Genomic DNA, 20,283 nt, shown 5'->3' on the forward strand with positions numbered 1-20,283 from the left:
CCTTGGTGTGGTAGATTGAAAAGTAGGGGTTATAGTTCGTCAGAGAAGGGCGTGGTTTCTGCAGGTAAGGTGTAATCTTCATTTGCCCATGCACCTAAGTCAATCAGTTTGCATTGACTACTACAAAATGGCTTGTATTTATTGTCTTGCCATGCCGTTTGCGTACCGCAACGTGGACAAGGGTAAGTCTTGGGTGAGGTCTTGGAAGTAGAGTCATTCATAATAAAGGTGAGCATATCCTTGAGGTTGCTTGAACAATTGGTATCATCAGCGAATGGCGGCTTGTATGTCTCTATCTACGTTACAATTAATATAGTTGATCCATTTTAAAGAGGTTAAAGTTCTGCTGGTGTAAATTTTATGAAGCATCTGTCACGTTTGCGAACAGCCAGCGAAAAAAATTTATACCAGTAGAACACAATTCACGTATGCACCATTTCTATTGTGGTTTGACTATAGACTATAGTAGCGGGTTGCGCGTGATCGCTTATTACTATCGAAATCGATTGTCTATATAATAGCATGTGGCCGAATAATGACAAAAGACAAATACCCTAAGGACAGTAGATGACTGACAATATCGAGCTTACGCATCAACAAGCGCGAGCATTTCGACCAGACAAACTATCGCCACCGCGTGATTTTTTGGTTCCAAACATAATTGGTGAAAATAAAGACAATGTGCCTTTGATATTAGAGGTTGGTGCAGGGAAGGGCAAGCATGCGCTTAGCTTTGCAGCACAAAACGCAGATAAGCATTTGATTGCGATTGAGCGTACGCGCAATAAGTTTGAGGCTTTTGCAAAATTGGCAACGATGCAAAACGCATCAAATTTGGATGCTATCCATGCTGATGCAATCGCTTGGATCGTTCATGCGATCGCGCCTAATAGTGTGGCGAAAATTTTTATTCTTTATCCCAATCCCGAACAGCACAACCCAAACCAACAATGGTTGAATATGCCTTTTTTTGAATTCCTATTATCACGCTTACAAGTAGGCGGGGAAGTGACGCTAGTAACCAATATCGAAGCATATATGGACAACGCTGAGCAGCAAGCAACTGATACATGGTCATTACCTAATGAGCGCTATCAAGTCATTGATGACAGCCAACGTACGCACTTTGAGGTTAAGTATTTAGCACGCGGCGAGACCTGTTGGGAGCTGTGCATGCAAAAACCGGAAGGTTATAAAACAAGATTTGACGATTGGCAGGTTGATGCTGTTAATCAAAAAATAGCCTAAGTACTTATTATATAAAAATAATCACGTCATATACTAATACCTAATGTTATTATATATAAAATAGCCTAAGCAGACAAAAGATAAACTATAAAAACCGCTCCTAAAAGAGCGGTCAAAAAATCGGTAGCCATCTGCATTATAAGTACGGCTTTACCAACTTATTAGAATTCGTATATGCGTCTAAAACCGTCAAAAAAGTATAAGCGCCAATGAACTTACGGCTGATAAACATAAACTCTTTTGGTGGGAGATTAAATTCAAAAGATTGCATCGCTCGTGTGGCTTTGGTAGAAAGGCGCGAGTGCAGCTTACTGTTTGCCCAAATATAACGATTGTTCTCATCCAAACAATCAGCAGGAATATCAGGGTTTATTGCAGGGTCACTAAAAGGCTCCGTAGCCAATAGAAACAACGAAGCAATATCAAAACGTACCTTGTCACTCATACTATCGAAAAAATCATAACCAGTCATTGCCAACATCATTGCTTGATGGTCATGGCGATAACCCGCTTTTAATAAGCCATGAGCGATAGTTAACAGATGATTATCAAACTCACGAATAGCACCAAAATCTAACAATACTAATTTGTCGATATCGTCTTCATTATCACTCACACGAACCAAATAATTACCAAAATTTGGATCCGTCTGCATCTCACCCCACACAAAAATCTCTTGCATCATGATTTCAATGGCCGCTTGACCGATAGCATTACGGCGCTCATGAGGCAGCAATTGCAGCGCATCAGAGATCACCGTAATACCTGGCTCATAAGACATGCACAGTAGACGTTTTGTAGAATAAGTACGGTTAATTTTAGGAACTATATAACGTGGATCATTGATTAAACGTTCATAGAAGCGTTCTGTCGTCGCGGCTTCCGCTTCGTAATCAACCTCGTGATGTAGGAGGTCGCGTATCTCTTCAAACCACGCATCGAGTGAGCGGGTTTGCGGAACGATATTACTCACTTTTAATAGTTGCTTAAATAAAGCAAGGTCTGAGTTGATCGCATCTGCCACACCCGGATATTGGATCTTCAATACGACTTGTTCACCAGTTGCGATGACTGTAGCACGGTGGACTTGGGCGAGAGAAGCGGTTCCAATAGGAGTAGGGTCAACGTCAAGATCATTTAACTTATCACCCAACAACTGACGTAATGTGAGTTCCATCGTTGGCCATGATAAGGTCGCTGTATCATCATTCAGCGTCTGCAGCGCACGTGTGATTTCGGGTGGCAATATATGCTCACCATAGATCGCCAGCATTTGACCAATTTTAACGACCGAACCTTTTAACTTACCAAGCTCTGACGCAAGATAATTGGCCTGTGCTTCCATAAATATTTGGTTACGTGCTGTACGCGCTTCTTTATTTAAGAACATACCAGACACACTATTGCCCGCCCAACGGCGACCAATATTTAAGGAAGTTTTGGCAATCGACATTCGACGCTCAAATCCTGAGGTTTTTAAATTATCAATTGATTGCTTATTGCTAACAGGTTTAGACGTATCATTTGCCATAAATATAATCATTCATCCAGTTGCTATTGATGTGTGGGTTCGAAACCTACAATACAAGGGAGATGTGATGCACAGGTACAAAATTGTACCATATAAAGCACATTTGGTTGATGAGCCTTAGCTGAACGATGGCTGTGACTTTGTAAGCTGAAGTATGATTGTAAATAATGATGATAAAAATAAGACCTAGCATAAGGCTAGGTCGAATAAGAACAAGGATATAAATCAGCCCAAATAATTTATCGACTGACTGCTAATAGTTTATTTAGCATTTTCACGAGCGATGGCATGATGACCAATATCGCGACGATACTGCGCACCATCAAAACTAATCGCCCCTGTGACGGCTAATGCGGCTTGTTGAGCATCCAAGATACTATCTGCCAACGCGGTGACACACAATACACGTCCGCCATTGGTTATCACTTCTTTTTCATTATCTACAGCATCACTGTCAGAAAATGCAGTGCCAGCGTGGAATACTTTAACGGCATTGGAGTTAGAGTTTTCAAGTTCTGGCAAGCCAGCGATCACATCACCTTTTGATGAGGTTTCTGGATAACCCTTTGAGGCAACAACGATACCTAGAGCTGGGCGCGTATCCCATTTAGCATCACTAGGCAATTGACCTGCCAGCCCTTGGGTGACCAAATCAACCATCGAAGATTGCAAACGCATCAAAATAGGCTGTGTTTCTGGGTCGCCAAAACGGCAATTGAATTCAATCACATAAGGGTCGCCTGCTTTATCAATCATCAAACCTGCATACAAAAACCCAGTATAAGGGTGACCAGCCTCTTTCATCGCATCAACCACTGGCTGGATAACTTGGGTCATCACCTTGTCATGGACTGCTTGCGTCACGACTGGAGCAGGAGAGTATGCGCCCATGCCGCCTGTGTTCGGGCCTGTATCACCTTCAAATGCACGTTTGTGATCTTGGCTGGTTGCCATTGGTAAAATGTTTTCGCCATCGATCATACAAATAAAGCTGGCTTCTTCCCCTTGCAAAAACTGCTCAATCACCACACGGCTACCAGCATCACCGAATTTATTGTCCGCAAGCATGTCATCTATTGCTTCATGCGCCTGTTCGATAGTTTCGGCAACGATGACGCCTTTACCTGCGGCGAGTCCATCTGCTTTGATAACGATTGGGGCGCCTTGCTCATCGATATAAGCTTTGGCAGCATCAGCATCCGTAAAACCTTGGTAAGCCGCCGTTGGAATATTATTCTTTTCCATAAATTCTTTGGCAAATGTTTTTGAGCCTTCTAACTGCGCACAATATGCCGTTGGCCCCCATGCTTTGATACCAGCATCACGGCAAGCATTGATGATGCCAGTAACTAACGGCGCTTCTGGACCAACGATGACCATATCAATAGCGTTGTTTTGACAAAATTCGATGACCGCACTGTGTTCGTTAGCATCATCGCTTGTTTCTAAAACAACGTTTTGGCATTTAGGTTCAAGGGCAGTGCCTGCATTACCCGGCGCGACGTAGATATTTTTTACATTGTTATCTTTTGCACATTGCCATGCTAGTGCGTGTTCGCGACCACCTGAACCAATCACCAAAATATTCATCATACATCTGACCCTTAAAGTTAATAATGAGTTATTCACACACTTTTCAGTACATCGGCATATTCTAACAAAAAGTGTGTACCGATTGCCATGAGTATCCACTTGCTAGCTATGAATCCCCAATAAAACGTCAAAACGTCGGCATGTCTCATTAGCAAATGTTATCGAAGTGTTGCTGATTCATGAAATGATGTTGTACGCTTTAGCTGGCGGCCCATGTGCGTTAAACTTCACTAGATTAATGGTGTTAAATCCTGATTGCTAAATATTCCTAAAATATAAGAGTAAAACAAGGAGAAAAACTTAAAAAACCAAGAAAAATTAGAATAATTTGCATGAATGGATAGACTGCTTCGCCTCATAAATAACATTTAATATATTGATGCGGTGTGAGTAGGTAATACCGATTAATAAACTCAAATAAATAAATGACAAACCAAACTTGTAAAAAAGGACGAAGGACATGCCAAACTCCCTCAGTATCGCAAAAGAGCGCATCAGCCAAATAAGCGATATTGCTACCAGTTATGTACAAAAAGACAAATCGTTATTTGACCATTTTATTCATAGCTATTATCAGCCGCTGCATCAAGAGACAGCAAAAGCCATCAGCAATGCTGACTTGGCAGGCATGGCACTCCATCATTTTACGCTCCTTAAAGCCTATGATGGTAGCAAGCCGCAATTGTCGGTGTTCAATCCAAAGGCAGAAGAGCAACATTTTCATAGCTCGCATACTGTTATTCAAATCGTGGCTTATGACAGACCATTTTTAGTCGACACGATCCTAATGAGTCTGGAAGCAGAAGGGATTGATGTACACCGTACTTATAACATCATTGTTAGCGTTAAGCGTGACGATAATAGACAAATTACGCATGTCGAAGGCGCACATGAAAGTGCGACCTCTCATTTGTCTTTGATTCATTGCGAAATTGCGTATCAAGATAATGAAAATTTGGACACGCTGCAACAAACGCTGCTGGCCAAAATCGATACCCTAGATACGGTCGTTGGTGATTGGAAACAAATGCGTGCGCAGCTGACTGATATCAAAGCTGAACTGGCCAATAAGCCGTTGCCAGAAGTGTTTTATTCACAGCAAGAGATACAAGCGTTTTTAGATTGGATATTGGACGACCATTTTATCTTCTTGGGTTACCGTGAATACCGTTTAGAAGGCGGTCAGTCTATCGAAGTAAAAACCAATGCTGAACCTGTCGACTTGGATTTATTTGCCATTGGCAATAGCGGTCTCGGTTTGTTGCGTGGTGCTGAAGAAGATAAGTTGTCAGCAAGCTTTAGTCAGTTGCCTAAAGTATTAAAGCAGTTATTGACTGAGCCTCGTGTACTGATGCTCTCGAAATCAAGCCGTGTATCACCCATACATCGCTCGGTATATATGGACTTTTTGGGTATTCATAAGTTTGATGACAATGGCAAGCTGGTCGGTGAATATCGATTCATTGGTTTACTGACGTCACAAGCCTATCAACTTACTGTACAACAAATACCTTTGTTACGTGACAAAGCCAATAAAATTATGATGATGGCAGAATTGCCACGTGATGGTCATGCTCATCATAAATTGATGCATGTGATTAACACACTGCCACGTGATGACTTATTTCAAGCCAGCGTCGAGGAACTGTATCCTATCGTTTCTGGTATTAGCCAATTGCAAGACAAGAAAAGTCTGCGCCTGTTCAGCCGTGTCGATCATTATCAGCGTTTTGTCTCGTGTTTGGTCTATATTCCACGCGATAAGTTCAACACTGAGCTGCGTATCAAGGTACAAAACGTCCTAAAAGAAGCTTATGGTGGGACATCATCAGGATTTACGACTGAGTTCAACGAATCTGCTCACGCTCGCGTCCATGTGCATGTACGCACGGTGCCAGGTCAAGTGAATGACGTTAATACAGAAGCGCTTGAAGCTAAGTTGTCTGCATTAATGCAATCATGGAGTGACAGCTATCAAAAAATGCTACTCGATAATGTGGGTGAGCAGCAAGCCAATGCGTTAAACCGTCGCTTTTTGAACTATATTCCTGCCGCTTATCAAGAAAGTTTTGATGCCCGTACTGCCGTTGAAGACACCAAACGCTTGGCCAAACTGACAGCAGAGCAGCCAATGATTTGGCATTTGTATCAGTCAACGGGTGATGCCAGAAACCAGCTACACCTCAAACTGTATGGTCGTGAGCAACCGGTCATCTTATCCAAAGTATTGCCAATCCTCGAAAACTTTGGGGTATCGGTCATTTCAGCCCAGACTTATGAGTTCGACCTACCAGAGCAACCTATCTGGATGCAAGAGTATGAGCTGACGCTAGAGCATGTTGATACTGTCAATATGCAAGTGGTACGTGGTCAGTTTGAAGACAGCCTTAAGCAGATTTGGGCAGGACAGGTCGAAAGCGATTCTTTCAATGAGCTAATATTGACGACCAATCTTGATACTTATGATGTGGTGTTGCTACGGGCATTATCGCGTTATATGATGCAAGCAAAAGCACCATTCTCTAGTACCTATATTCAACAAACGGTTGTAAAAAACAACGATATCAGTGTAGCGCTGGGTAGTCTGTTCGATGCACGTATGAATCCTAAATATAGTACGAATGAGCGCCAAGAAAAAACCGCTCAGTTTCAAGCACAGATCAATGCAGCACTCGCAGATGTGGATAGCCTAGATGAAGACCGTATCTTGCGTTGGTATTTAGACTTAATTAACGCCATGATTCGCACCAACTTTTATCAAACGGATGCAAATGGTCAGCGTAAAGACCGTTTGTCATTTAAATTTTTGGCAGCAGACATTCCAAATCTCCCATTGCCCAAGCCGATGTTTGAGATATTTGTCTATTCACCACGTGTTGAAGCGGTGCATTTACGAGGCGGCAAAGTGGCTCGCGGTGGTCTGCGCTGGTCGGATCGCATGGAAGATTTCCGTACCGAAGTGCTGGGTTTGGTCAAAGCACAGATGGTCAAAAATGCGGTCATTGTCCCTGTCGGTTCAAAAGGTGGCTTTATTGTCAAAAATAAAACTATGGCAGATGGCCGTGAAGTATTCCAAGCTGAAGGTATCGCCTGTTATCAGACGTTCTTAAGAGGTATGCTTGATATTACCGATAATATTATCGATGGTAACATTGTCCCGCCAGCCAACACCGTGCGCCATGATGAAGACGATCCGTATTTGGTGGTTGCTGCAGACAAAGGCACCGCGACTTTTTCTGATATCGCCAACGCATTGGCTGCCGAATACAATTTTTGGCTGGATGACGCCTTTGCTTCAGGTGGCTCGGTAGGCTACGATCATAAGGCAATGGGTATTACGGCACGCGGTGGTTGGGAGTCTGTCAAGCGTCACTTCCGTATGCGCGGTATGGATATCCAAAACCGTGATGACTTTACCGTGGTTGGTATTGGTGATATGAGTGGCGACGTATTCGGCAACGGTATGTTGCTCTCAACCCATACCAAGCTGGTTGCAGCCTTTAACCATCTACATATTTTTATCGACCCCAATCCAGATACTGCTAGCTCTTATGCAGAGCGCGCCCGCTTGTTTGAGATGCCGCGCTCATCGTGGGAAGATTATGAGCAATCATTAATCAGCCAAGGCGGTGGTATATTCTCTCGTCAAGACAAAACCATCATAATTAGCCCAGAGATGAAGGCCGTTTTTGATATTAGTGAAGACAGCCTGACGCCTAACGATTTGATTAGTGCCTTACTACGGGCACCTGTTGATCTGCTTTGGAATGGCGGTATCGGCACCTATGTCAAAAGCGTTAATGAAACGCATGCTGATGTTGGAGACCGTGCCAATGATGCGCTGCGTATCAATGGTAATGAGCTGCGTGCTGCCATCGTTGGTGAAGGCGGTAACTTAGGCTTTACCCAGCAAGGGCGTATCGAATACGCACAAACAGGTGGCCGCATTTATACCGATGCCATTGACAACTCAGGCGGTGTTAATTGTTCAGATCACGAAGTCAATATCAAAATCCTACTTGGCAAGGTCGTTGAGCAAGGGGATATGACGCTAAAGCAGCGCAATGAGCTGTTAGAGAGCATGACCGATACAGTGGCAGAGTTGGTATTGCGCCAAAACTACCTACAACCGCAAGCGCTTGAGCTTAGCCATATCCTTGCAACAGCAAATTTGAGCGAGCATCAACGTTTTATTCAAATGTTAGAAAGTGAAGGCCGTCTTGACCGTGCGATCGAATATCTGCCATCAGATGAAGAAATTGCAAAACGTCAAAAAGTAGATACCGGTCTGACCAATCCTGAATTGGCCGTTGTCATGGCTTATGGTAAAATGTGGGTTTATGACAACTTGCTATTATCCGACTTACCAGATGACCCATATTTCATCAACGAGTTGCGTAAATACTTCCCTGATGAGCTGGCGTCGCGCTTCTTTGATGAGATGACTGAACACCGCTTGCATCGTGAAATAATCAGTACTTATTTGACCAACAGTGTCGTCAACCGTTTGGGTATTGAAGCACTGTTCCGTCTCTATGAAGAGACCGATCAATCATTGGCAACCATCGTTCGTGGTTATGCCATTAGCCGTGATGTCTTTAATGTATCAAAAGCTTGGAATACGCTTGAAGCGTTGGACAATCAAGTCGATGCCAAGTTGCTGCTAAATCTTGAGCTACGTCTGCGTGATGCGCTTGAGCGCGGTGTCGTGTGGTTCATCAATGCCTTTGGTCAAGACCTCCAAGTCGCTGATATGATTAGCCGCTTTGGCAATAGTGTCGAAAAACTGACCAAATCAGGCGGTTTCATCGAACAGCAATTTGCGCAGTATTTGCAAGAAGACACCACAAGCTTGATGCAAAATGATCTGTCCAATAATGATGCTGCCTTGTTTGCCATGCTGCCATATCATGTCGATGCGCTAGATGCCGCTCTTTTGGCTGAGCAATATGCGCGTCCTGTCGATGAGATTGCAACGCTATACTTTGAGGCCTATCAAGTATTGCAGTTAGATTGGATGATGGACCATATCGCCATTTTACCGCAGCAAGATTATTGGGATCGCCGTGCCCGCCATGCTTTAGTGAACGAGCTGTCACGTAGCTTGCGCCTATTGATGGATGCGGTACTGTCAAAACCTGATGCGAAGCAAGCGTTTAGCGAGTGGCGCTCACGCCATTTAGATCAGCTGGCGTCAGTAGAGGCAGAAATGCACAAACTTGATGAGCTTCATAGCAATAATGAAAACACTCAAGTGGGGCTATCAACTCTTTCAGTATTGATGAGTGAGTTAAGTGGTCTGGTCACTAAGTAACATATATTAAATCAGTTTATTCGTTTAAAAAAACCACCGTTATTGATTAACGGTGGTTTTTTATATTCATAAATGTTGAAATACTTTAAAGTCGCACCAGCAGTATGCGTGGTATCGATATCACTTTTCACCGACCATAGGTTTTAATTGATGACTTTTTGGCAACCTTGACCAGTAATCTGACTGAAACCGCCTGAGATTTTTTCTACTTTTATTTGAGTTAAAATACGATCTTTTAAAGCCTGTACGTGCGAGATGATGCCGATCAATTTTCCTTCTTGTTGCAAGCTGGTTAAGGTATCAAGCGCAATATCAAGCGATTCTTCATCAAGTGTGCCAAACCCTTCATCCAAAAATAGCGAGTCCACACGAATATTATGGCTGGCCATCTGTGACAGTCCGAGTGCGAGCGCTAAGCTGATAATAAAACCTTCACCGCCTGATAGATTTTTGGTACTGCGAACATCGCCGCCTTGATAATTATCAATGACATTGAGCTCAAGCGGGCTGTCTTCATCATGAATGAGTAAATAGCGATCACTCATTTTTTGTAGTTGGCTGTTGGCATGTTTGATCATGACCTGAAACGTCAGTCCTTGTGCAAAGGTACGGTATTTTTTGCCATCTGCTGAGCCGATTAACGTATGTAATTGCTGCCACACTTGCAATTTTTGTTTTTGTTCATCAATCGCAATCAGCTGCGTGGCCTGTTGTCCTTTTTGGTTGTCGTTATCCTTGAGCTTTTGATCAAGCGCACCGATTTTTTGACTTAACCCATCAATATCTGTCTGTATTTGATGGTACTTGCCAGCAAGTGTTTCTCGGTCTTCATCTGTCATAGGTGTGGCAATTTTTTGCTCTAACGCTTGCTGGGTATTGTCTAACTGTACCTTAGCCTGTTGTAGCGCGCTATCAATTGCCAGTTTACGTATATGTAGTGCCTCACGCGCTTCTTTAGGCAGACGCGCACTAACAAAAGCGGCTTCATCTACGAAATGTGACTCTACCAGTAAGTCAGTAAAGATGTGTTGCTGAGTATGTAGTATAGCCGCCGCCGATTTTAGCTCTGTGGCTAGCTGTTGTTCTCTAATCTTTAACTGCGCGAGAGACTGTTGTATAGTATCTAGCTGTCTTTGCGCTATGACTTGTTTGGCATTAGCTTCATCAGCAGCACCACGTAACTGGTTTTCTTCGTGGTCTGTCTCTTTATCTGCGAATAGCGCCTTTCTGTTTGTCTTTAGTTTTTCGATGTCATCTGTTTTATTATCAATCAACTCCTCTAAGTCTGTGAGCGCTGTCTCATCATCGGTGAGCTGTGTCTGCTTGCTACCAATATTTGCCGTCAGACTGCTCAAAGTATTTATGAATTGCTGTTGGCTGTTCTTCTGCTCATTAAACTGTTGTTTTAGCTGATTCAAAACGCTGCGCTGCTGACGAAGTTTTTCAATATGACTGTCATAGTCTGCGCTGTCTATTACCGTTTGTTTATCAAAACTATTATCCAGTTGCTTCAATGCGTCTTGAATGTCTGTCGATTTGAGCGCCATAGTTAAACAATTTTTATATTTATCCGTTGGGTATTTACTCACTAAAGATGAAATATTGGTAGTTATGGGTATTAGTTCAGAAAAATTAGTGGTGATCTTGTCTTCGACACTTTCAATTTTTTGAGTATTAAGCTTGATATCAGTCGTCAGATTATTAATGTCACGACTAAGTAGCTGTTGCTGCCTTTCATCGGCTTCGATGTTAGTGCTGAGTGTTACAGCACTTTCAGTTAGATTGTCATATTTGACCACTATCGTTTTAAGAGACTGTTTATGCTCAGTCAGTTTGTGTTTTACGGTGTCTAATAAGGATAAACAGTGATTGATATTAATATCGGTTGTATTGATATCACTGCTCATCTGTGCAAGCGGATGGATAATCGCCATAGTCAATTCAGAATAACTATTCTCAGTATCAAATAGCGAGGAGAAGTAAGACTGAATATCAGCGTGTAATATTTTAGATTGCTGCTGTAAGGGCGCTAACTGCTGCTGTTGATTTTTGATGGCTTCTTTTTTGGTGGCATGATCGATATGATGTTTGGATAAAGCCTGTTCAAGGTTATCAATAACGGTTTTTATTTCAGCTATGTGTTGCTGAGTTAATTGCGTCTTAGACGGTTGTTTTTGGGCAGCATTGGCGTCGGTATCTTTGTCTAATAACGGGTGCTGTTTACCATAAGGATGCTCATGCGCACCGCAAAGTGGGCAGGGCGACCCATCCTCTAGCTCTACTATATAATCTTCAAGCTTAGCGACCTTTTGCAGTAAATTCAGATGATCGTTTTTTTCTTGTCGTTTACTCTTAGCGTCTTCAATATCTATCTTGCGACTGACAATCAAATCTTCTAAAGTCTTAAGCTCTTGGTTCAGTTTGGGTAACGTTGCATTGATATATTCAATTTGGCTAGTACGCTCCAACAGCTGTTCTAACTTTATATTGGCTTGCACAATCTGAGTACAGCTTCGATCAATTTGCTCTTGCTCGCTACGCATATTAGCAATGGGCTGATGTTGAATGAGTGTGGCTTTCTGCTGCTGTAGGCTGGCAAGTTGCCCGCGTTGCTGCGTTATTAATAACTTCTCTGCATCTTGCTGCTTAGATAATTTATCAAGATCAATCTGTAGCTGGCGAGCTTGATTGCTATAGGCAATTTTGTTGGTCGTTAGGTTGGAATTATCTTCTAACAGCATCTTTAATTGGCGACAGCTGTTATCAAATTTCTCCATATCTTTATCAAGATCGTTTAGCTCTTGATGATCGCGAAAGTACTTTTCTATACTGGTAAGCTGAGCCTTTGTTTCTTGTTCTTTTTGCCGGTGGCTAGCTATTTCTTGGCGTAATCGTTTCGTACTATTGACTAATATGTCTTTACGTTGATTATCGTTGGTTAAAGAATGGGATTGCTGTTTTATCTCAGCATCCAAGGCACGTGTCTTTGCAATGACAGGCAAGGTGGTCTGGAGGCGGTCCGTGGCTTGCTTTGCAGTGGTATTGATATTCTCTAGATGGGTTGAAGCTTGTGTCAGTACTTCTTGCTGAGTTGGAATCTTATTAAGTAAATCTTGCTGCTCAAGACCCATTCTCTTGACCGTATCTCGGCTATAGCTAAGCTCTCGAAATTGGCTGTCAATCTCTAAGGCTTTATTAGCCACTTCTAAGCGCTGCGCTTCTGGAATAAAGGTTTTCTGTGCTTGCTGTGCTGCTGAAAATTCGGTCTGGTAAGTTAAGAGATTTTGCTGCAACTGCTGCACATTATCCAACCATTGAAGTTGCGCACTCAAGGCATTAAAGGTTTGGCGCTGCCTGCTTTGCTGCTCGTTAAGGTCTTCTAGCTCTGCTGATAATAGGGTTTCGTCTTCAAGGTTTAACAAGGATAAGCCATTCACACCCGCCTGCAATTGACCAAGCACTTCTTCCTCAGTGCGTTTTTTTTCATGAACATTTAATGAGATTTTGGCATAGATGTCTGTACCCGTTATTTTTTCTAAAATGGCGGCTCTGTCGCCAATATCTGATTTTAAAAAGGCGGCAAAACTGCCCTGTGCGAGCATGATGGAGCGAGTAAATTGGTTAAAATCCATACCTATTAACTCTTGGATATAGGCCGATGTTTTGGATTTTTTTTCCTCCAAGATTTTACCCGTTTTCACCTCACTGATTTCATGCTTGATCGGTAGTAGGTTGCCTTTGGCTTTTTTGTGAGCGCGATGCTGATACCATGAGCATTGATAACGTATGGCATCTATCTCAATGATGACTTCTGCCGAACATTCACCTGTGCCTTGTGTCATGATCTCATTTGTCGACCCAGTGATATCACCCAATCTTGGCGTTTGGCTATAGAGTGCCAAGCAAATAGCATCCAATATGGTGGTTTTGCCAGCCCCAGTCTGTCCTGTGATTGCAAATATCCCTTCATTGGTAAAAGCCGTGTCAGCAAAATCAATATGCCATTCACCTTTTAGCGAGTTGAGGTTTTTGAGTCTGAGTTCAATTAAGCGCATGGGCAACTCTTATTTTTATGAGAATTATTGTGAAGAATAATTATGAAACATATGGTAGCAATGGTGCTGATGATGATGGAAAAACGGAGTAAGCGGTTTGTAAGCAACTTGTATTATTCGGCCTGTTTATCTTCGTGATGCAAGCCATGAACGATTTGCTCATAAGCATCTCGTAAGGTTGGTTTTTGTTCATCAGGGACATTATGAGCCATCAAGCACCGCTCAAAAACTTCTTGCTCGTCTAGGTCTTGTAGCGTCTCAGAGTTTTGTTGTTGATTAAGGACTTTATTATACGTGCGCGTATTTTTGATTTTTAACACTTCACACGGCAGCCCATCTATCATTGCTTGAATATGCTCACGCAACTCACTAATAACGTCATCACCTGTATAAATAATCTCCAACCAAATGGATTCATTTTTGGTAAGTGCGTCAATGGTTTGGGCAATCGTTGTTAAGTCACCAGATATTTGCGCCAATTGTTGAAATTTTGGAATGGGTAAGGAAGTGACTTGCATCTGATTCGAGCCATCTTGGTGCAGTACTTTGTTAGAAGTCTTGTTAGAAATAGTCAAATCAGTAGGAGTTGATTGGATATCTTCATTACGCTGATCGATATTGCTCTCTTTGGCAGCAATATTTGCCAATTCACTATCTTCTAATGGCTCATCGAAACCAAATAAATCATCCATAAAGTCAGTTGCTTGATTCACAGCTTTTCTAGCTGTTTCTTTCATCGGCACAATTGCAGCTGTAGCATTTTCAATGATTGTGTTTGACGCTATTTCTTCTTTATCAAAAAAAACGTCCGCTGCTGCCCCAAACTGTACGAGCAATACTTGTTTTTGCTGCCGCGCTTCACCAAAGCCCATAGCAATGGGTGAGCCTGAGTAGCGAATGTGCTCACGACCACCCACGCGCTGCGGAACATGTAAATGGCCAAGCGCCACATAATCAAAACCAGCATCAAACATGTCGGCTGAGACCTTGCCAAGTGAACCAACATAAAGCTCGCGTACCCCATCATCATCGGTCGTTTGACCACCAGCAGCGAATAGATGGCCTGTGGCAATAATGGGAATATGACGTTGATGTGCTTCGATTAATTCGACTTGCTTCACTTTGGCGATGTCTGCAACTTTGTCATAGTGCGCGCGGATACCAGCAATGACATTGGCATCTTTGATTTGACCGGACTCGCCAGCCTGACTGCTACGTACATCACGGTCACGCAGGTAGGGCACAGCGGCAATGATGCAATGCGGCGTACCATTTACATCATCTAAAACCAATACCTCATCGTTTAAGTCTTCACAAGCAGTACCAATCACATGAACGTTTAAAAACTTTAGGACATGGCTTGGTGCATCCAAAAATGTCGGTGAATCATGATTGCCAGCCACGATGACCACATGTTGACAGCATGATTTTGACACTTTACCCAAAAACTCATAATACAGCGCTTGGGCTTTATTGCTTGGCGTCATAGTATCGAAGACATCACCAGCGACGATTAATACGTCCACATGCTGCGCGCTAATAGTGTCTTGTAGCCAATTTAAAAATGCGGCAAATTCATCATAGCGCAGTCGCCCGTAAAGCCTTCGCCCCAAATGCCAGTCGGATGTGTGCAAAACGTTTAACGCTTTGGTGGGCATGGATTTTAAGACGGTAGGTGTGGGCATAGGTGCGCTTAATGACATATATTAAAAGACTGTCATTCTAGCAAGATTTGTAGCGGTTTGCTCTGTTGCAACGTATTAAAAAAGCCCTACCAATATTCTGGTAGGGCTTTTGGGAAATACTTGAAATTAATGATAAACGTTTTCTAGCCTACTGTCTCAAACCTTATCTTATTACTCTGCAAGATTTGCAACCATAGACAGCGCATGGGCTTGCTGACGTGTAGATGTCTTTTTGTCTTTATTGATAGCAAAAACGCCTTCACGTAGCCAGTTGTCCGCTGTGTGATCACTATTTTGATTGTGCTGATTATACCAAGACAAATCGTGCTGAAGACTGACCACATCGCCCATAATAAGTAGGGCAGGCGTTGGTAATTGTGCCTCTTCTTGCTGAGCAACAATGGTTGCAAGCGTTCCAGTCAATACTTGCTGGTTTGGCATACTGGCATTAGAGACAATGGCGATGGGCGTGTCCGCACTGCGCCCTGCGTCAATCAACCCTTCTATCAAACGTGGCAGCGAATGCAGCCCCATATAAAACACCACTGTCTCATCGGTATTTAAAAAGCTCTTAAAGTTGTTATTCGGTGCGCCCGCCTTCAAAAATCCAGTGACAAAGCGCACTGACTGCGAATGATCACGGTGGGTTAGGGGGATTCCTGCATAGCTGGCAGCGGCATTAGCAGCAGTGATACCGGGTACGACTTGATAAGGAACGCCATGTGCGCGCAGACTTTCAATCTCTTCGCCGCCGCGGCCAAAGATGAACGGATCGCCACCTTTTAGGCGTACCACACGCCGACCTTCTTTGGCACTATTGACCAATAATTCATTGATACCAAGCTGTGCCACTGTATGGTTGCTGCGTTTTTTGCCGACAAACACTTTGTCAGCGTCACGGCGGCATAGATCTAATACTTGCGGTGATACCAGCGCATCATAATAAACAATATCCGCTTGCTGCATCAAACGCAGCGCTTTAAAAGTGAGGAGCTCGGGATCGCCTGGGCCTGCACCGACAATATATACCTCTCCCACCGCCGAGGTCTCTTCTATAGACTCATCTGACATTATAGGATTGATCGTAGTGGCTTCTTTTGCTACTGGTTCAGCGTCATTTTTTTTGTGAATGGCGGCCGCTGTACTATCTAAGTCAGCTTGCAGTTGTGCGGCCGCTTCTTTTTCATTACCAGCAAACATCAGCTGACTGACTTGACCTTCAAATGCGCGCTCCCAAAACTGCCGACGTCCAGTCAAAGTCGGAATTTTGGCTTTCACTTCAGCGCGAAAATCGCCAGCAAGCTTGGCCAATTTTCCATAACCCTGCGGGATCAATGTCTCAAGACGTGCCCGCAATAGACGGGCGAGCACAGGCGCTTTGCCATTGGATGAGATACCAATCACAATGGGATTGCGATCTATAATTGCTGGAAAAATAAAATCGCATAAAGGAGGGGTATCGACCACGTTTACGGGAATATTTAGATCAGTGGCGTCGGCATGAATTTGATGGTTTAGGGTCTCATCATCGGTCGCTGCAATGATAACGCGCGAGCCTGACATATGCGCTTTATCGTAATTCTCATAAATCAGTTCGTGCTTGCTATCACTTAACAGCTCTTGTATCTCATGACTAATATCTGGTGCAAGAATAGTGATACAAGCCCCTGCACGGCTGAGTAAATCAGCTTTACGCAGCGCCACTTCACCGCCGCCCACGATAAGTACTTTGCGATCTTCTAGTTTAAAAAATAGCGGGAAGGTGTTCATAGCATCACCAGTTATTCAGTCAATGTAAATGTATTCTCATTATGAGGTATCACAGGCGCACGCTCACGTAGTGAATTGGCATTAGTATATTCGTTTTTGACATGATAATGACAGTTTTTGCTGAGAAACGGAATAGTAAATTTATAAAAATAGATAATTGTTTGCTAATGACTTTATATGATAGTATCAGTTTTAAAATAGGCAGTTTAGGATAAGACCATGGCAGCTTATATCACCGTGGGTGCAAAGACCACTCACGGCGGCAAGGTCATTACAGGTTCACCGCATACCACGCACAACGGCGTTCAAGTCGCTCGCATGGGCGATAAGGTGATATGTAAAAAATGCAAACTATCGACATGTTGAAACATTCGTTCTAGATAGACCAACAAACATCATAAAAATAAACAGCTATCAGAGTAATCCTAATTATCACGTCATCTCTTTGGTGAACTCTGGGTTTATTTCAGGGCAAGACTTACCGACTATTAATCTCCCTAACCATTGGATAATGTGGACTGACCAGCTACGCAATAGTGACGGCATCCCTATAAGGACTGACATAAAATCCTCTGATACTGTCAAGCTAAAATTATTTACATGGGGAGAAATAGCCAGACCTATAAAATTGAACTTGAGTTTCGCAGAATTTCAAAAATACCATTTTCAAGCGATTGTGATTGGAAAATAAAATGATAAAAAAATATATAATATTTGTGTCAAGCTTGTTAGTAATAGGATGCAGCGATCCTGTGAAAGTATCGCCTGATAGATTGCCTGATGCTTACCTAAATCAGCCTTATGAGACGAATATAGATATTTCAGGCGGTGTGGTGGTTGGAGTTGGTTTTTACTCTGAAGTGTCTGATGCTAATTTTATAATTATTCCAAGTATTGCAGAGGGAGGCTATAAAGACTATAACCTTTTGACCGTTACTGGCACACCTACAACATCAAATCCTATCTATATTTATATTGCAGGAGATACATATGGAACCAATTTCCCTGGTAAACAATTTGAAAAGAAATATACGATTGAAGTGATGCCCAGTAAATAAATGGACATCATATTATGAATATGAATTTTAAGCGTTTATATATCAGGCAACACCTACGGCACGAATTTTTCTGGTAAAAATTTTGAAAAGACATACACAATTGAGGTGAAAGTGACAAAATAGTGTATGTCTTATTCAAGAAAATAAATAATATTTAACCGCTACCAACAAGTTATGCAAACTCACTCAGCATCTTAGTAATACGCGCATCTTTTTGTTGCCAAATGTTCTCTAACCAATCAAACATCATCTTTTTGGTGGCTTCATCACGGTCATAACCGCCATCCATAATCGCAGCAAATAGTTCATCTGGAATCTTCAAACGCGTCACATCGACGCCCAAACGACGAATATTACCTTTCCACAAATCATCATAGTCAGGAGTGCCATCGGGATATACGATAGTAACGTCTAAGATCGAGTCTAGTTGCTCGCCCAGCGCATTAATCGCTAATGACAAACCGCCAGCCCGTGGTTTTAATAAATGCTGATAAGGTGAGCCTTGCTTGTCGTGTTTTTCTGCAGTAAAACGCGTCCCTTCTAAATAGTTAAGTAAGGCAAAAGGTTTGTTTTTTAATTGACGACACGCGCGCTTGGCCTCAATTAAATTTTTATTTTTAAGTTCTGAGTTCTTCGCCATCGCTTTGGGAGAAAAGCGCTTAATCATTGGGAAGTCTAAGAAGTAAAAGGCTTGGCCGATAACGGGAATATAAATCAAATTAAACTTAGTAAAGAACCGCGTTAAAGGCAACCTGTCTTGGCTTATGTATTGCACAATACTGGTATCGACCCAAGACTGATGGTTACTGACCAGCAGATATTGCTTGTCTTCGCTAAGGTCTTCAGGAAGGTTGATGCGCCAGTCTTTATGGGGTAGCGCATGGTCAATCACGGCATTATTACTATTAATCCAGTATTTGGTAATCTCAACCAAGGCATCGTCAGCGAGCTTTGATCCGGTCAATACTTTAGCAGCGCCCAAAGTCCAGATGGGTAGACCAACGGCCATACTATTGGCAGTGAGGACACCAGCGCCTGTCAAAAAAGAGGCGGCTTTGCCTACTGAAGGCAATTTATCATGAAGCTTTTCGTACAGTGAATCGATTTTTTTTATAGAGCGCATAACAGATATCCATATTGATGAAGGCGACAACATCATTCATTGTTTAACGTAAAAAATGGGTCAATGACGTGCAGGTTTTGAAGATAAGCCATAAAGTGACTCAATGTTATACGATAAAACGTAAAAAGTAATCTCTGATTTTTTGAAAATATTACTTTTTATGTCTTATTTAAATCAGATGGGCAATACCAAATGCAAAAAAGAAGCGGTGATTTTAATGTCAGCGCTTCTTTTTTCTTAAAACTGTTGATTGCTCGGTGTTTGTCTACAACTGTGTATGCAAACCACATTCACGGCTTTCTTCTACTTTAGTTGGATCAAAGTAATCAAACTCATTTGGCAAGTTATGCTCTTCAAGATAAATATCCAAATCAGCATCTGTTTTTTCGAACAACGGCGCTACTTTTAAGACACCATCTTTTGACAAACTAAGCACGTCAAGACCTTGGCGGAACTCTGTTTGATCTTTGCGAATCGCATTAAACCAAACGTCAGGCTTTAATTCATCTAAGGCACGGCGGAATGGCTCAAGTTTTACCTGATCAGTGAACGCATCGTGCTGTGGATTGTCGATACCTGGGATACCGTTCATGGTCGAATCACGATGCGCAGCCGTTTGCTTAGGAATGTACGTGACAACGTTTAAGTTCAAATCACGGATGACCTTATTGGCAAACTGATAGGTGGCATCAGTGTTATAGCCTGAATCAACCCACAATACGGTAATGTCAGGACGTTGCTTGGCGACCAAATGCAATATCGCTGACTCGTAAGGGCGGAAATTGGTGGTGATAATTGGGTTTTTTGCTTGAGTCAATGCCCACGCGACGATTTCTTCTGGCGACTTGCCTTGTAGTTCTTGGTTGGCTTGATCGATATCTAGATTTGGGTGTAATTGGCTCATAA

The 20,283-nt window shown here is 42.6% G+C and carries 12 protein-coding genes; 4 read left to right on the forward strand and 8 right to left on the reverse strand.

Annotated features, from left to right (window positions below; all coding sequences use genetic code 11):
- Positions 1 to 29: 29 nt before the first annotated feature.
- On the reverse strand, positions 30 to 221 hold the full coding sequence (locus M917_RS12985; RefSeq protein ID WP_040642862.1) for a DNA gyrase inhibitor YacG: 192 nt from the start codon (positions 219 to 221) through the stop codon (positions 30 to 32).
- Positions 222 to 567: 346 nt separating this feature from the next.
- Here M917_RS12985 and M917_RS12990 point away from each other — a divergent pair, with 346 nt between their 5' ends.
- Positions 568 to 1,248 carry a class I SAM-dependent methyltransferase gene (locus tag M917_RS12990; protein WP_021815335.1) on the forward strand — a complete coding sequence of 227 codons (681 nt, stop codon included), beginning with the start codon at positions 568 to 570 and terminating at the stop codon, positions 1,246 to 1,248.
- Positions 1,249 to 1,384: 136 nt separating this feature from the next.
- Here M917_RS12990 and M917_RS12995 read toward each other — a convergent pair whose 3' ends face one another.
- Both M917_RS12995 and purD read right to left on the reverse strand, forming a co-directional pair.
- The gene (locus M917_RS12995) at positions 1,385 to 2,779 is read right to left on the reverse strand and encodes an ABC1 kinase family protein (RefSeq protein WP_021815336.1); all 1,395 of its coding nucleotides are present in this window, start codon (positions 2,777 to 2,779) and stop codon (positions 1,385 to 1,387) included.
- A 261-nt stretch (positions 2,780 to 3,040) separates the two neighbouring features.
- Positions 3,041 to 4,369, reverse strand: a complete 1,329-nt coding sequence (purD, locus tag M917_RS13000; RefSeq protein ID WP_040642864.1) for a phosphoribosylamine--glycine ligase — start codon at positions 4,367 to 4,369, stop codon at positions 3,041 to 3,043.
- 463 nt (positions 4,370 to 4,832) lie between these two features.
- Between purD and M917_RS13005 the strand changes: the two genes are divergently transcribed.
- Positions 4,833 to 9,686 carry an NAD-glutamate dehydrogenase gene (locus M917_RS13005; protein ID WP_021815338.1) on the forward strand — a complete coding sequence of 1,618 codons (4,854 nt, stop codon included), beginning with the start codon at positions 4,833 to 4,835 and terminating at the stop codon, positions 9,684 to 9,686.
- Positions 9,687 to 9,829: 143 nt separating this feature from the next.
- Here the strand turns inward: M917_RS13005 and M917_RS13010 are convergent, their stop codons facing one another.
- From M917_RS13010 to cysG, 3 genes are all read right to left on the reverse strand, one after another.
- Positions 9,830 to 13,741, reverse strand: a complete 3,912-nt coding sequence (locus M917_RS13010) for an AAA family ATPase (RefSeq protein WP_021815340.1) — start codon at positions 13,739 to 13,741, stop codon at positions 9,830 to 9,832.
- A 113-nt stretch (positions 13,742 to 13,854) separates the two neighbouring features.
- The gene (locus M917_RS13015; RefSeq protein ID WP_152513987.1) at positions 13,855 to 15,426 is read right to left on the reverse strand and encodes an exonuclease SbcCD subunit D C-terminal domain-containing protein; all 1,572 of its coding nucleotides are present in this window, start codon (positions 15,424 to 15,426) and stop codon (positions 13,855 to 13,857) included.
- 171 nt (positions 15,427 to 15,597) lie between these two features.
- Complete coding sequence (cysG, locus tag M917_RS13020; protein WP_021815342.1) at positions 15,598 to 17,196, reverse strand: siroheme synthase CysG; 1,599 nt, start codon at positions 17,194 to 17,196, stop codon at positions 15,598 to 15,600.
- A gap of 219 nt (positions 17,197 to 17,415) precedes the next feature.
- Between cysG and M917_RS14075 the strand changes: the two genes are divergently transcribed.
- Both M917_RS14075 and M917_RS13805 read left to right on the forward strand, forming a co-directional pair.
- Positions 17,416 to 17,562, forward strand: coding sequence for a PAAR domain-containing protein (locus M917_RS14075; protein WP_021815343.1), 147 nt, complete (start codon positions 17,416 to 17,418; stop codon positions 17,560 to 17,562).
- Positions 17,563 to 17,888: 326 nt separating this feature from the next.
- On the forward strand, positions 17,889 to 18,254 hold the full coding sequence (locus M917_RS13805) for a hypothetical protein (protein ID WP_051354290.1): 366 nt from the start codon (positions 17,889 to 17,891) through the stop codon (positions 18,252 to 18,254).
- A 172-nt stretch (positions 18,255 to 18,426) separates the two neighbouring features.
- Here the strand turns inward: M917_RS13805 and M917_RS13035 are convergent, their stop codons facing one another.
- Positions 18,427 to 19,377, reverse strand: coding sequence for an acetyltransferase (locus M917_RS13035; protein WP_021815345.1), 951 nt, complete (start codon positions 19,375 to 19,377; stop codon positions 18,427 to 18,429).
- A 265-nt stretch (positions 19,378 to 19,642) separates the two neighbouring features.
- Entirely contained in the window at positions 19,643 to 20,281 is a 639-nt protein-coding gene (locus M917_RS13040; protein ID WP_021815346.1) for a phosphoadenosine phosphosulfate reductase domain-containing protein, read from the reverse strand.
- Positions 20,282 to 20,283 lie beyond the last annotated feature (2 nt).

The sequence above is a fragment of the Psychrobacter aquaticus CMS 56 genome (assembly GCF_000471625.1).
Lineage (GTDB): Bacteria > Pseudomonadota > Gammaproteobacteria > Pseudomonadales > Moraxellaceae > Psychrobacter > Psychrobacter aquaticus.